This window comes from Kutzneria chonburiensis (assembly GCF_028622115.1).
GTDB classification, from domain to species: Bacteria; Actinomycetota; Actinomycetes; order Mycobacteriales; family Pseudonocardiaceae; genus Kutzneria; species Kutzneria chonburiensis.
Genome location: NZ_CP097263.1, coordinates 6447154 through 6460722, shown reverse-complemented (window position 1 = coordinate 6460722; position 13569 = coordinate 6447154). Strand labels below are relative to the sequence as shown.

Here is a 13569-nt window from a genome sequence, read left to right as displayed (position 1 = left end):
GCCGTTCCCGTGCAGTAGAGCCGGAAGACGGGTCCTACGTCAGCGGAAGGAGTACTGCCACGCGCCGGGACCGGGGCGCAGCGCCGACCGGACCTGCGGCGCGCCCCAGCGGGACGGCGCAGCAGGCTCGTCCGAACGGACCGGCGCCGCCGCGATGGCCGAGACCACCGCGGTCAGCACGGCCAGCTCGGTGTCGTCCGGGTTGCCCCGGACGACCCGCAACAAAGGCTGCTCGTCACTCACAGCGGGATGTTCCCATGCTTCTTGGGCGGCAGGGCTTCCCGCTTCTCGCGCAGCGTGCGCAGCGCGCGGGCGACGTAGCCGCGGGTGTAGGAGGGCGGGATCACCGAGTCGACGTAGCCGCGCTCGGCGGCCACGTACGGGTTGCAGAGCGTGTCCTCGTACTCCTGGATCAGCTTGGCCCGCAACGCTTCCACGTCCTCGCCGCGCTCCTTGGCCTCGGCCAGCGTGCGCCGGTGCACGATGTTGGCCGCGCCCTGCGCGCCCATCACCGCGATCTGCGCGGTCGGCCAGGCCAGGTTCAGGTCGGCGCCCAGGTGCTTGGAGCCCATCACGTCGTACGCGCCGCCGTAGGCCTTGCGCGTGATCACCGTGACCAGCGGGACGGTTGCCTCGGCGTAGGCGTAGATCAGCTTGGCGCCGCGGCGGATGATGCCGTTCCACTCCTGGTCGGTGCCCGGCAGGAAGCCCGGCACGTCCACGAAGGTCAGCACCGGGATGTTGAAGGCGTCGCAGGTGCGCACGAAACGCGCGGCCTTCTCGCTGGCGTCGATGTCCAGGCAGCCGGCGAACTGGGTCGGCTGGTTGGCCACCACGCCGACCGCGTGGCCCTCGACCCGGCCGAAGCCGACCACGATGTTCGGCGCGAACAGCTGGTGCACCTCGAGGAACTCGCCGTCGTCGACGACGCGGGAGATCACCTCGTGGATGTCGTAGGGCTGGTTGGCCGAGTCCGGGATCAGCGTGTCCAGCTCGCGGTCGGTGTCGGTCAGCCCGTCGGCGACCGAGCCGTCCTCCTCAAGGCCGGGGAACACCGGCGGCTCGGCGAGGTTGTTGGACGGCAGGTAGGAGAGGAGCTCCTTCACGTAGGCGATGGCGTCCTCCTCGTCGCTGCCGAGGTAGTGCGCGTTGCCGGACTTGGTGTTGTGCGTGCGGCCGCCGCCCAGCTCCTCGAAGCCGACGTCCTCGCCGGTGACGGTCTTGATCACGTCAGGGCCGGTGATGAACATGTGCGAGGTCTTGTCGACCATCACGGTGAAGTCGGTCAGCGCCGGCGAGTACACGTGGCCGCCGGCGGCCGAGCCCATGATCAGCGAAATCTGCGGGATCACGCCGGAGGCGTGGGTGTTGCGGCGGAAGATCTCGCCGTACAGGCCGAGCGAGACCACGCCCTCCTGGATGCGCGCGCCGCCACCCTCGTTGATGCCCACGACCGGGCTGCCGGTCTTCATGGCCAGGTCCATGATCTTGACGATCTTCTCGCCGTAGACCTCGCCGAGCGAGCCGCCGAAGATGGTCACGTCCTGGCTGAACACGCACACCCGGCGGCCGTCGACGGTGCCGTAGCCGGTGACCACGCCGTCGCCGTACGGCCGGTTGCGCTCCTGGCCGAAGTTGGTCGACCGGTGGCGGGCGTGCTCGTCCAGCTCGATGAAGGAGCCGGGGTCGAGCAGCAGGTCGATCCGCTCCCGGGCGGTGAGCTTGCCCTTGGCGTGCTGCTTCTCGATCGCCCGCGCGGAACCCGCGTGCACCGCCTCGTCGTTGCGGCGGTAGAGGTCGGCCAGCTTGCCGGCGGTGGTGTGGATGTCCGGCTCCGCCGTTGGAGCGACACCCACTGGCTCGGTCGCACTGCTCATGCGTCCGCACTCTAACCAGGGCCCACCAGCTTGTTACTGACACGTAGCCCACATCACCCCAGCGAGTCCCGCTCTCCGGCACACCGAAATACGGTTTCGCGCACACTACGCTCAGCAACCATGACCGCTCCGCTCGACGCCGCCCGTCTCAAAGCCGCGCTGACCGGCACTTACGCCCAGGTCGACGTCGTCGAGAGCACCGGCTCCACCAATGCCGACCTGCGCGCGGTCGGCCAGGCCGGCGGCGCGGACCGGACGGTGTTGTTCGCCGAGGAGCAGACCGCCGGCCTTGGCCGCCGCGCCCGGCACTGGGTGTCGCCGCCGCACACCGGTCTGTACGTGAGCGTCCTGCTCCGCCCGGACGTCCCGGCGCAGCGGATCCCGTGGATCACCCTGCTGGCCGGCGTCGCCCTGGTCCGCACGGCCCGCGGCATCGGCGTCGACGCGGTACTGAAGTGGCCGAACGACCTGCTGGCCAACGGCTCGAAGTGCGCCGGCGTGCTGGCCGAAGCCGACGGCGGCGTGGTGCTGGGCATGGGCCTGAACGTGGCGGCCCTGCCGGGCGACGTCCCGCCGGGTGCGGGCGGCCTGCCGGCGACATCGCTGGAGCAGCAGGGCGCGACCACGACCGACCGTACGAAAATAGCCATCGACCTGCTGAAGAACCTGGCCGAGCTGGACGACGCCTGGCGGCGGGAGCACGGCGACCCGATCGCCGCCGGCCTGCACGCCGAGTACCGGCGGCACTGCTCGACCCTGGGCCAGCGGGTCCGCGTCGAACTGCCGGCCGACCGCGAGCTGGTCGGCACGGCGGTGGAGATCGACACCGACGGCCAGCTCGTGGTCCGGGCCGACGACGGGTCCCGACACAGCGTCCACGCAGGTGACGTGGTGCACCTGCGCTCGGCCGCCGGCTGACCACCGGTACCGTGGCGACGTCACCAGCTTCGGGAGGAATCGCCGTGGCCTATCCAGACGACCTGCTCGGCGAGGACGAGCACGTCGTGATCCACAAGCACCCGCACTGGAAGATGCTGTTCTGGCCGATCGTGGTCTTCCTGATCACGGTGGCCGCCGGCGCCTATCTCGCGGCGCTGGTCAGCAACCAGAGCTGGCATCTCTACGCCTGGATCGCGATCGGCGCCATCGCCGTCATCGTGATCTGCTGGATCGTGCTCGGCCCGCTGATCCGCTGGCGGACCACGCACTTCGTGCTCACCACCCACCGGGTGATGGTGCGCGAGGGCGTGCTCACCCGCTCCGGCATCGACATCCCGATGTCCCGGATCAACAGCGTGCAGTTCCGGCACGGCCTGCTGGACCGGCTGGTCGGCGCGGGCACGCTGATCATCGAGTCGGCCTCGGACGAGCCGCTGGAGTTCGACGACATCCCGAACGTGGAGTACGTGCACTCGCTGCTCTACCGGGAGATCAACGACGATCCCAGCGACGACTTCCACCCGGGTCATAGCCGGGGCGAGCGATGACCGCCCGGTCGGTCGGCCTGCCCAGCACGGTCCGCGCCGACGGCCTGCCGGAGCGCGTGACGATCTGGGAGGTCGGCGCGCGCGACGGCCTGCAGAACGAGTCGTCGGTCGTGGACGTGGCGGTGAAGCTGGAGTTCCTGGACCGGCTGGCCGACGCCGGCCTTTCCGTGCTGGAGGCGACCAGCTTCGTGCACCCCAAGTGGGTGCCGCAGCTGGCCGACGCCGAGCAGCTGCTGGCCGGACTGAAGCAACGTGAGGGTGTTTCGTATCCGGTGCTGGTGCCCAACGAGCGCGGTCTGGACCGCGCCCTGGCCGCCGGTGTCCGGCACATCGCGATCTTCGGCAGCGCCACCGAGACCTTCGCCGGCAAGAACCTCAACCGCACGCTGGACGAGCAGTTCGCCATGTTCGACCCGGTGGTGACCCGGGCCCGCAACGAGGGCCTCGACGTGCGGGCGTACGTGTCGATGTGCTTCGGCGACCCCTGGGAGGGGCACGTCGAGCCGGCCCAGGTGGTGTCGGTCGGGACCCGGCTGCTGGACATGGGCTGCTCGCAGCTGTCCCTCGGCGACACCATCGGCGTCGCGACGCCGGGGCAGGTCGAGGCGGTCATCGGCGGGTTCCCGACGGTCGACAACCTGGCCGTGCACTTCCACGACACCTACGGCCAGGCGCTGTCCAACACGCTGGCGGCGCTGCGCTGCGGCGTGACCACAGTGGACTCCTCGGCCGGCGGTCTCGGCGGCTGCCCGTACGCCGAGTCGGCGACCGGCAACCTCGCCACCGAGGACCTGGTGTGGATGCTGGACGGCCTGGGCATCGAGCACGGGGCCGACCTGGACAAGCTGGTCGCCACCAGCGCGTGGATGGCCGAGCGGTTGGGGCGGCCGAGCCCGTCCCGGGTCGTGCGGGCACTGGCCGGATGAGTGCCGGCACGGGGGTGGGCGTCACGGTCGTCGCCCTGACCGAGCAGAACTGGCCCGCCCTTCAGGAGCTGCTCGGTCCGCAGGGTGGGGCCAGCGGCTGCTGGTGCATGTGGTTCCGGCGGACGGCCAACGACTTCAAACGCAACAAGGGCGAGCCCAATCGCGAAGCACTTGGCTCACTTGTCGGCTCGGGTGAGCCAGTTGGGCTGTTGGCTCTCGATGCCGGTGGCAAAGCCGTCGGCTGGGCCGCCGTCGCGCCCCGCCTCGCGCACATCCGCCTTGACCGGTCCGCGGTCGCGGCACCGCCCGATCCACGTGAGGATCTTTCGGATGTGTGGTCGGTGACGTGCTTCTTCGTCGACCGCGCGGCCCGCGGCACGGGCATCACGCGTTCGCTGCTCGACGCCGCGGTGACGTACGCGGCCGAGCACGGAGCCCGCTGCATCGAGGGCTATCCCACGGATACCGAAGGCGAACGCAAGCAGGTCAGCACGCTGTACCACGGGACACTGTCGATGTTCCTCGACGCCGGCTTCGAGCTCATCGGCCGGCGCGGCATCAAACGGGCCCTGGTGCGTCGAGACCTCCGGTGAACCTCACCTACGTCGACTCGTTACCGGTGCTCGTGTGGCGGTTCGACCCTCCCCGGCAGACCATCTCCTCCGCGCCGTACGGCGGCGGCATCGGGGAACGCGGCTGGGTGCTCAACGCGACCGTGCCGCACGGCTACGACCGCCTCGACCCGGACCGGCACGTCGCCGAGCTCGCCGACGAACTGCGGCTGACCGGGCCCGGGACCGGGTTGCTGACCGCGGTCGACGTGCGCAAGGTCGTCTCCGTGACCGAACGCGGCGTGACCGCCGAGGTCACCACCGGGGTCGGCGTGCCGACCTGGGCTGCGGCGCCGGACGCAGCCGGAGAACGCATCGGCACCATCAACGCCGTGTGTCGACTGCCGGTTCGGTTGAGCCCGGCGGCGCTGGTCAACGCCGTGGCCACCGTTGCGGAAGCCAAGGCCCAGGCCCTGTTCGAGGCCGGTGTCGACGGTAGTGGCACGGCCACCGACGCGATCGTGCTGCTGTGTCCCAACTTCGGGCCCGCCGAACCGTACGGCGGTCCCCGATCGCGAATCGGTTCCGCGTTAGCTCGCGCCGTGCACGAGGCCGTCAGCTCGGGTCTGCGCTGACCGGTTTGTCGAACATCGCGCAGACCGCCGCGTTGACCAGGGTGTTGAACGCCGCCCCGAGCTTCGGCTCGGCGCCGAACTCGCTGAAGAACTCCGTCGAGATCAGTACCGATCCCGTTCGCCGGCCCGTGCCGTCGGTGAAGTGCTCGCTGAGGTAGCCGGGAATTCCGCCGTCGTGACCCCAGACCGTGCCGCACTGTAGTTGCACGGTGTCGATGCCGAGGCCGTAGCCCGCTCCGTTTCCGTGCCCGGCGACCGGGACGGTGTCCCGCAGCTGCGCCAGCTGCGCGGCCGGCAGCAACTTCCCACCCATCAGCGCTTCGTAGAAACGTGACCAGTCTTCGGCATTCGACACGACCGCACCGGCCGCGCCGCCCCAACGCGGGCTGTTGTTCGACACGTCGACGTGGCCGTCATGCTGCGGGCCGGCCAAATCCCGCACCTCGGCCGGCACCTCCGCCGGCATGTGCGCGGCGTCCGGCTCGTAGCCGCGGACATGCGGGCCGAACCACGTGCCGTCGGTGGCGAAGTAGGTGTGCCGAAGGCCGAGCGGCCGTGCTATCCGGTCCCGGACCAGGTCGGCGATCGTGTGCCCGGTGACGTGTTCCAGCACCGCGCCGATCGCCACGTAGTTCGTGTTGCTGTACTCCCACTTCGTGCCCGGCGGGAACTTCGGCGGATTCGACACACCGATGGCGAGCAGTTCCTGCGACGTCCACGGGTGCGGGTCCTTGCCCAGCACCGACGGCAGCAGCCGGTCGTCGTTCGTGTAGTCGAACAGGCCGCTGGTGTGCTGGAGCAGCATCTTCAGCGTGATCGCGTTGCCGTTGGGCACCTGGCCCGGCAGCCACTTCTCCACCGGGTCGGTCAGGGCCAGCTTGTCGGCCGCCACGAGTTGCAGCACCAGGGTGGCCATCATGGTCTTGGTGTTGGAACCGACGCGGTATTCGTCGTCAGGGTCGAGCCGGTGGTCGCGCTTCGTCCAGTCCGCCTGCTGCGCAATCTCCACCGGGCGGCCGTGACCGTCGTCAACGCGCACAATGACGCCCGGCGCCCCGGCCGTCAACAAGTCCCGGGTCAGCCGCTGGAGATCCGACTCGGCCGGCGGGCACAGGACAGTGCCGGCCGTGACGGCCGCCGCCGTGACCAGGTGCAGCCAACGCATGAGTCCCCCCAGAGCAGTTGTTCGGCCAGCAACCCTGTCGAAGCAACCACGTGACCACTGCCGGGTTCAAGCACTATCGGGCACCGCGGCACATCACGGCCGCGTGCCGAACATGCCGGTGAACGTCGAACGCAGCACCGGCTGCCCGTCGCGGTCGCCCTGCGCGCGGATCTCCACCAGGCCCAGGTTCGGCCGGCTCTTCGACAGCCGCGCCGACAACACCTCCAGCGAGAAGTCCAGCTTGTCGCCGGGGAAAACCGGGGCCGGCCACAGCAGGTCCTTGCCGCCGGGCGAACCCTGCGAGGTGGAGTCGGCCAGCACGTTGTCCACGTACGCGCGCATCCACAGGCCCATGGTGAACCAGCCGGACGCGCACAGGCCGCCCAGCACCGAGTTCCTGCCGGCTTCCTCGTCGAGGTGGAACGGCTGCGGGTCGAACCGGGCGGCGAACGCGAGCATCTCGTCCTTGTCGACGACAGTGCTGCCGAGCTCGATGACACGGCCGGTGGGAAGGTCTTCGAAGGCGATCACCGCTCATTCCTACCCGATGGGGGAACCGAACGGGCCGACCGGGCGTCCGAAGCTCTGACGGGCCCACCAGCGTGGAGGTATCGGCGTGCCAGTTGACCACCAGGCCGAGGTCGACCAGCTGATGGCCGACTACCGGCGTAGTCGGGAGCAATTGGTCGCGGTGCAGCGCGGCATGGCCGCGATCCGGCAGACCGCGACCAGTCACGACGAGATGGTCACGGTCACGGTCGGGCCCAGAGGAACGCTTGTCGACCTGGTCATCGACGAGTTGGCCTACCGGCGGCTGCGGCCGTCGGAGCTGGCCGAGCTCATCGTGCGCACCACGGACGTCGCGGTCGCGGGGGCGACCAAGCGCATGCACGAGCAGTTGGCGCCGGTGCTGCCGGCCGGGACCGATCCGGAAACCGTGTTGTCGGGACGGGCCGATGTGAGCGAGTCGGAGCTCGACCCGGAGCAGACGGCCGTGCATCCCGTGCGAAAGTCCACCGAGGACGACAGCTTCGAGCACCGCGACTGGCTGGCCGACGGGAGGCACGCGTGAACACGGGCGGTTTCAGCACCGACGTCGACCGGGTACTGGACCGGGCCGGGCAGCTCGACGGCCTGTCCGGCACCGCACAGTCGATCTTCACCGAGCTGTCCGACGCGTTGGCCGACGCCGGACCGTGCTGGGGATCGGACTCGATCGGGCAGAGCTTCGCCAGCGGCTACACCGACGCCGCCGAGGCTACGTTCGAGCTGGTCAAGGCCCTGCCTGGACAGCTGACCGACGTGGGCGGCCGGCTGGCCGAGCACGCGCGCATCCACCGCTCGGTGGACCAGGTCATCGCCACCGGACGTTCGGACTGAGGGGACGCATGGGGATCACCCTGCCGGCCGAGTTGGCCCAGATCGCCGGCCAGGTCGGCGTGCAGTGGCCGCAGGCCGATGAGACGGCGATGCACAACGCCGCCCAGGCCTGGCGGACCGCGGCGACCAAGCTGACGACGCTGGCCAAGGACGCCGACCGCTCGGCGGTCGACGCGCTGGGGGCGATGAGTGGCCAAGCCGCGGACGCCGCCGGCGACTATTGGGGCAAGTTCGTGCACGGCGAGAACGCCAAGTTCACGCAGGCCGTGCAGGGCTGCCTGGCCGCGGCCGACCGGCTGGAGCAGGCCGCGCAGAAGATCGGCGCGGCCAAGGTGGAGATCGTCCGCAAGCTGACGGCGGTGTCGCAGCACGCCGGGGCGGCCAACGCCGCGCCCGGCGACGTGTCCAAGGCCGGCCTGAACACGCTGCTGTCCGGCGCCGGCGCCGATATCAACGGCCTTCTCGGCACGCTGACCTCGGACGTGAACCCAGCCGCGCTGGCCACGCCAACGGTGACGGCCGACGCGCCGTCGGGCTTCGGCCGCACCGACAAGATGGTGGGCAAGGACGGCGGGCTGCTGGGCCTGTCCGCCGGGTTGCCCGACGTCGACTCGTTGCCGCCGGCCGGGCCGACCGACCCGTCGCAGCTGCGGTTCGACCCGGCGACAGGTCAATATGTCGACAAAACCACGGATGCGGTGATCGACCCGAAGACCGGGCTGCCGACGCTGCCCGGGACCTCCGACGACGGCCCGACCGGGAAGTTCCCAGTAACGACCGGGCCCGCCGGGACTCCGCCCATGGACAACTCCGCCGCGCCGACCGGGCCGGTGCCGCGGCAGGTCATCGACTCCGCCGCGCCGCCGAACTACTCGTCGCCGTCGAACCATGGCGGCGGCTATTCGCCGCCGCCGATCTACTCGGATCCGACGCCGACCGGGCCCGTTCACGTCACACCGCATGTGCCGCAGTCGACAACCGTGCAGTCGGCCGCGCCCGTCTACACGCCGCCGCCAGTGCCGGAGGCACCCGTCTACCAGCCGCCTGCTACTGGGGGTGGCGGCTACTGGACGCCTCCGGCCGTGGACAACTCGCCGAGCATCGGATCGGGGCCGGCACCGGGCGCGCCGTCCGGGCTGCCTCCCGTGACGCGCGGATCGATGCCGCCGGTCTTCGGCCAGCCTGGAGTGCCCGGGGCTCCGGGACAGCCGGCGGTGATCCAGCCTGGAGTTGGAACTCCCGCTGGTGCTGTGCCGGGTGGTCCTGCTGCCGGCGGGCCTGGTGCGGCTGGTCCGGTGGCCGGTGCTCCCGGGGGCGTCGCCGGCGGTGTTGCCGCTGCTCAGCCCGGCACCGGACAGCCCGCTGCGGGGCAGCAGTTCACGCAGCAGCCCGGGAGCGCCGCCGGCGCGGCCGCCGTCGTGAACACGACGCGCCGGCCCGGCGACGTCGCCGGCGTCTATATGGACGACCATCGCGCCGTCGCGCCCATGGTCAAGCCCGTGGTAAAGAAGCCGACCACCACGCCGGGGCTGTTCCTGGTCTACATGTTCCCCATCGGCCACATGCCGAAGCCCAGCTCACGGCCCGCGCGCCAGCTGCCGCCGCCGGCCGCCGAGGTCGACTACGCCGCCGGCCTACGGTTCCCGCCGCACGACCACCCGGAGTCCGGGCTCATCCAGAACCTCGGCACGAAGTCGGCTGAGGTGCCCGAACCTCGTGACGGCATGGAGCTCGCCGAGGGCTATGACCCGCTCGGTGGCGAGAACGAGCGCGACTGGGACCGTCGATTCCTGGTTCGCCCTGGTGACGAGAACCGCCGCGCCGAGTACGCCTGGCCGCCCGGCGAGCTCTTCCCAGAGGGTGGTTGCGACGCCGGCGAGGCCGTTGTACTTGAACCCGACGTGGTAATCGACCGTTTCGGCACACCCGAGGGCCGGGTGTTCGGCGCCGACGGCATCCCGTTCACCCAGCGCTCGCTGCCGCCCGAGCACCTCGACTCCGGTTACCGCCGGTACCGCGTGCTCGCGCCACTGCCCATGTGGCAGACCATCAGCGCCGCCTGGTTCGGCCAGACCGGTGGCGGTGTGCGCTACCGGTCCGTCTATCCCGCCGCCGACCTCGTCGCGCTGGGCTTTCTGGAGGAAGTTTCATGAACGCCGAGTCCATCACGACCTGGCTGGAGACCGTCGGTGTGCCGACCGAGGTCGTCTCCGTCGGCACCGAGGCGGACAACGCCTGGTGCCTGCTGCGTGAGGAACCCGTCGGCGAGGACGGCGTCGTGACCTGGGAGGTCTTCTGGCGCGAGCAGGGCAACCGCTACGACTGGGCCCGGTTCAGCAACGAGCAGGTGGCCTGCCACTACCTGTTCGGCCGCCTGACCTGGGCACAGGTCGTCCGCGGCGCCGTCGGCGTGCTACCCGTCCCGGCCGAGTCACCGGCCGCGCCTACTCCCACCGCCGCGCCGTCCGTTCCCGAACCGGCACCGCAACCGGCCCCCGCACCGCAGTCGTAAACCGACACCGCGACCGGCCCCCGCGCCGCGCTCGTGAGCTGGCGCGGGGGTGCCGGCTACCGGTTTTGGCTCACGTTCGTGGCTCAGCGAGCCAGCAACCGCAGCGCCTCCTCGTGCAGCACGCCGTTCGTGCTCAGGGCCGAGCCCGCGGCGTAGTCCGGCGTCCCGGTCAGGTCGGTGAAGCGGCCGCCGGCCTCGGTGACCAGGATCTGCGCGAACGCCACGTCCCACGGGTTGACGATGGCCTCGGCGGCGACGTCCATCACGCCCTCGGCGACCAGGCAGTGCGACCAGAAGTCGCCGAACGCGCGGCTCTCCCAGCAGGCGTCGGCCAGTCGCAGGTACGCCTCCCGAGAGTGGTATTCCGTCCACGCGCCGAGGTCGGTGGTCGTCAGATAGGCGTCGGCCAGATCCGACACGCCCGAGACGGAAATCTTTCGCGGCTCGGCGAGCGGGTCGGAGGTCCACGCTCCCTCGCCCGCCGCCGCCCACCAGCGGCGGCCCAGCGCCGGCGCGCTGCACAGACCGACCTGCGGCTGGCCGTCGACGACCAGCGCGACGAGCGTGCCCCAGACCGGCACCCCGCGCAGGAAGTTCTTGGTGCCGTCGATCGGGTCCAGCACCCACGTCCGCCCAGGTCCAGCGCTCCCGCCGCGTTCCTCGCCGAGAATCGCGTCGTCCGGGCGCTGCGCGGCGAGCAGGTCGCGCACCGCGTCCTCGACCGCGACATCGGCGTCGGTCACCGGCGTTCGGTCCGGTTTGCGCTCCACCCGCAGGTCTCGGGCCCGGAACCGGGACAGTGTTATCGCATCGGCCGCGTCCGCCAGCCGCAACGCCAGCGCCAAGTCAGCACCAAAGGTTGACACGGGTTGGATGTTGTCACGCCTACCCTGACTGACGTGAGCGTGGTACTGCTGGCCGAGGACGACCCGGCGATCGCCGATCCGCTGTCGCGTGCCCTGCACCGCGAGGGCTACGCCGTGCACGTCGTCGGGGACGGTCCGGCCGCGCTGGACGCGGCCACCGCCGGCGGCGTCGACCTGCTCGTGCTGGACCTGGGACTGCCGGGCATGGACGGGCTGGAAGTGTGCCGGCGGCTGCGTCAGGGCGGGCGCAGCGTGCCCGTGCTGATGCTGACCGCCCGGGCCGACGAGGTCGACTTCGTCGTCGGGCTGGACGCCGGCGCCGACGACTACGTGGCCAAGCCGTTCCGGCTGGCCGAGCTGCTGGCCCGGATCCGGGCCCTGCTGCGCCGCCGTGCCCCCGGCACCGTCGAGGTGAACGGCGTGCGGATGGACCTCGCCGCCCGCCGCGTCACCGTCGACGGGCGCGAGCTACAGCTGGCCAACAAGGAGTTCGAGCTGCTGCGGGTGCTCATGCAGCACGCCGGCCAGGTCGTGACCAGGGAGGACATCCTGTCCGACGTGTGGAGCGGACCCGAGCTGAAGAGCAGCAAGACCCTCGACATGCACATGTCGTGGCTGCGCCGCAAGCTCGGCGACGGCTCGCCCAAGGCCGCCGAGCGCCGCATCGCCACCGTGCGCGGGGTCGGGTTCCGCTTCAACTCCGAGTGACCGGATGCGCAAGAAGATCCTGCAGGCGATCCTGCTCGCGGTCGCCGTCACCGGGCTCGCACTCGGTGGGCCGCTGGTCTACACGACCGTGCTGCTCGTCGAGGGCAACGCGCGCGCCCAGCTCCAGGAGAACGCCGCCCGGGTCGGCGACCTGCTCGACGAGCAGTACGCCAAGACGCAGTCGTTCGACCTCAACGCCATCGCGCCCGCCGTGGCCAAGGACGCCTACGTCAAGCTGACCGGCCCCGACGGCAAGATCAGCACCCTGCGCAACCAGATCGAGGGCGGCAAAATCACGGCGACCTCCAGCATCGTGCCGCAGGGCACCGTCGAGCTGGACATCTCCGACAGCAGCATGCGCAGCACCCAGCTCAGCGAAGGCGGGCTGGTGCTGCTGCTGCTCGTGCTGTCGGTCAGCATCGGCACCGTCGTCGCCACCCTCACCGCCCGGCGGCTGGCCGAACCCCTCCAGCACGTCGCCGAGCGCGCCACCCGTCTCGGCTCCGGCGACTTCCGGCCCGACGCGCGGCGTCATGGCGTGCAGGAACTCGATGCTCTGGCCGAGGCCCTCGACACCTCCGCCGCCGCGCTGGCCCAGCTCGTCACACGGGAGCGTGAACTCGTCGGCGACGTCTCCCACCAGCTGCGCAGCCGGCTCACCGCCCTCCAGCTCCGGCTCGAGGCGTTGGCCATGCATCCCGAACAGGAGACCGCCGCCGAGGCCGGCGCCGCCCTCGAGCAGGCCGACCGGCTGGCCGAGGTCCTCGACGAGCTCCTCGCCGCGGCGCGGGCCGCCCGGGCACTGTCCGCCGAGCCCCTGGACCTCGCCACCGAGCTGCCGACCGTCGTGGAGGAGTGGCGTCAGCGCCTTCGGGCCGACGGTCGGGTGCTTCGTATGAAGGTGCCCGACTCCCTGATCGTCCGGGCCACGCCCGCTCGTCTTCGCGAGGCCATCGGCGTCCTGCTCGACAACGCCCTCCAACACGGCGGCGGTACGGTCACGCTCACCGCTCGCACCGGCGAAGGCACTGCCGTCATCGAGGTCACCGACAACGGCTCCGGCGTGCCCGACGAACTCGCCAGCCACATCTTCGAGCGCGGTGTCTCCGGCCATGGCTCCACCGGCGTCGGCCTGGCCCTGGCTCGCGCCCTCGTCGACGCCGACGGCGGCCGCATGCAGCTGGCCACCGCCCGCCCGGCCACGTTCGTGATCTTCCTACCCGTGCCCAAACCGGACGACGTCCTCGCCGGCGTCGGCTGGCGGGCCGAGCCGGGTCCCCGCTGACCCCCGCGAGTCACGCTCTCGGACACACCGAAATCCAGTTTCGAGCAGAACGCCCCCGGACATGCGTAGCACTGGAACCACCTTGATCCCTGCCAGCAGGAGGCCGCGGCCAAGCAGGTCGCCGTTATCGAGGGCTTTCATGTGGTCGCGATCGGCGCGCCGGTGCCGCAACGCCGC

At 70.9% G+C, this 13569-nt stretch carries 15 protein-coding genes and 1 pseudogene; 11 read left to right on the top strand and 5 right to left on the bottom strand.

Features of this window, described 5'->3' with window-relative positions:
- Positions 1 to 39: 39 nt before the first annotated feature.
- Entirely contained in the window at positions 40 to 243 is a 204-nt protein-coding gene (locus M3Q35_RS29370) for an acyl-CoA carboxylase subunit epsilon (RefSeq protein WP_273935800.1), read from the bottom strand.
- Entirely contained in the window at positions 240 to 1877 is a 1638-nt protein-coding gene (locus tag M3Q35_RS29365; protein WP_273935799.1) for an acyl-CoA carboxylase subunit beta, read from the bottom strand. The genes M3Q35_RS29370 and M3Q35_RS29365 overlap by 4 nt, the downstream gene beginning before the upstream one ends.
- A gap of 120 nt (positions 1878 to 1997) precedes the next feature.
- Here M3Q35_RS29365 and M3Q35_RS29360 point away from each other — a divergent pair, with 120 nt between their 5' ends.
- From M3Q35_RS29360 to M3Q35_RS29340, 5 genes are read left to right on the top strand one after another with little or no spacing between them, the layout of a single operon-like run.
- Entirely contained in the window at positions 1998 to 2795 is a 798-nt protein-coding gene (locus M3Q35_RS29360) for a biotin--[acetyl-CoA-carboxylase] ligase (RefSeq protein WP_273935798.1), read from the top strand.
- A gap of 44 nt (positions 2796 to 2839) precedes the next feature.
- Complete coding sequence (locus tag M3Q35_RS29355; RefSeq protein WP_273935797.1) at positions 2840 to 3364, top strand: PH domain-containing protein; 525 nt, start codon at positions 2840 to 2842, stop codon at positions 3362 to 3364.
- Positions 3361 to 4290, top strand: a complete 930-nt coding sequence (locus M3Q35_RS29350; RefSeq protein WP_273935796.1) for a hydroxymethylglutaryl-CoA lyase — start codon at positions 3361 to 3363, stop codon at positions 4288 to 4290. The genes M3Q35_RS29355 and M3Q35_RS29350 overlap by 4 nt, the downstream gene beginning before the upstream one ends.
- Entirely contained in the window at positions 4287 to 4883 is a 597-nt protein-coding gene (locus M3Q35_RS29345; RefSeq protein ID WP_273935795.1) for a GNAT family N-acetyltransferase, read from the top strand. The genes M3Q35_RS29350 and M3Q35_RS29345 overlap by 4 nt, the downstream gene beginning before the upstream one ends.
- On the top strand, positions 4880 to 5476 hold the full coding sequence (locus tag M3Q35_RS29340; protein ID WP_273935794.1) for an adenosylcobinamide amidohydrolase: 597 nt from the start codon (positions 4880 to 4882) through the stop codon (positions 5474 to 5476). Before M3Q35_RS29345 ends, M3Q35_RS29340 begins: the two co-directional genes overlap by 4 nt.
- Here M3Q35_RS29340 and M3Q35_RS29335 read toward each other — a convergent pair.
- Positions 5457 to 6641, bottom strand: coding sequence for a serine hydrolase domain-containing protein (locus tag M3Q35_RS29335; protein ID WP_273935793.1), 1185 nt, complete (start codon positions 6639 to 6641; stop codon positions 5457 to 5459). The two genes, M3Q35_RS29340 and M3Q35_RS29335, sit on opposite strands and share 20 nt — an antisense overlap.
- Before the next feature lie 93 nt (positions 6642 to 6734).
- Positions 6735 to 7172, bottom strand: a complete 438-nt coding sequence (locus M3Q35_RS29330) for a MaoC family dehydratase (protein WP_273935792.1) — start codon at positions 7170 to 7172, stop codon at positions 6735 to 6737.
- An 85-nt stretch (positions 7173 to 7257) separates the two neighbouring features.
- On the opposite strand from M3Q35_RS29330, the gene M3Q35_RS29325 reads away from it, so the two are divergent.
- The 4 genes and pseudogenes from M3Q35_RS29325 to M3Q35_RS29310 form a co-directional block, all read left to right on the top strand.
- On the top strand, positions 7258 to 7713 hold the full coding sequence (locus M3Q35_RS29325) for a YbaB/EbfC family nucleoid-associated protein (RefSeq protein WP_273935791.1): 456 nt from the start codon (positions 7258 to 7260) through the stop codon (positions 7711 to 7713).
- Complete coding sequence (locus tag M3Q35_RS29320; protein WP_273935790.1) at positions 7710 to 8021, top strand: WXG100 family type VII secretion target; 312 nt, start codon at positions 7710 to 7712, stop codon at positions 8019 to 8021. Before M3Q35_RS29325 ends, M3Q35_RS29320 begins: the two co-directional genes overlap by 4 nt.
- A gap of 8 nt (positions 8022 to 8029) precedes the next feature.
- The gene (locus M3Q35_RS29315) at positions 8030 to 10174 is read left to right on the top strand and encodes a glycohydrolase toxin TNT-related protein (protein ID WP_273935789.1); all 2145 of its coding nucleotides are present in this window, start codon (positions 8030 to 8032) and stop codon (positions 10172 to 10174) included.
- Positions 10171 to 10440, top strand: a pseudogene (locus tag M3Q35_RS29310) (hypothetical protein); the annotation flags it as partial. The gene M3Q35_RS29315 and the pseudogene M3Q35_RS29310, both read left to right, overlap by 4 nt.
- A gap of 176 nt (positions 10441 to 10616) precedes the next feature.
- Here the strand turns inward: M3Q35_RS29310 and hisN are convergent.
- On the bottom strand, positions 10617 to 11399 hold the full coding sequence (hisN, locus tag M3Q35_RS29305; RefSeq protein WP_273935788.1) for a histidinol-phosphatase: 783 nt from the start codon (positions 11397 to 11399) through the stop codon (positions 10617 to 10619).
- A 33-nt stretch (positions 11400 to 11432) separates the two neighbouring features.
- On the opposite strand from hisN, the gene M3Q35_RS29300 reads away from it, so the two are divergent.
- Together M3Q35_RS29300 and M3Q35_RS29295 are read left to right on the top strand one after the other, a co-directional pair.
- The gene (locus M3Q35_RS29300) at positions 11433 to 12107 is read left to right on the top strand and encodes a response regulator transcription factor (protein ID WP_273935787.1); all 675 of its coding nucleotides are present in this window, start codon (positions 11433 to 11435) and stop codon (positions 12105 to 12107) included.
- A 4-nt stretch (positions 12108 to 12111) separates the two neighbouring features.
- Positions 12112 to 13392 carry an ATP-binding protein gene (locus M3Q35_RS29295; RefSeq protein ID WP_273935786.1) on the top strand — a complete coding sequence of 427 codons (1281 nt, stop codon included), beginning with the start codon at positions 12112 to 12114 and terminating at the stop codon, positions 13390 to 13392.
- Positions 13393 to 13569: the final 177 nt, after the last annotated feature.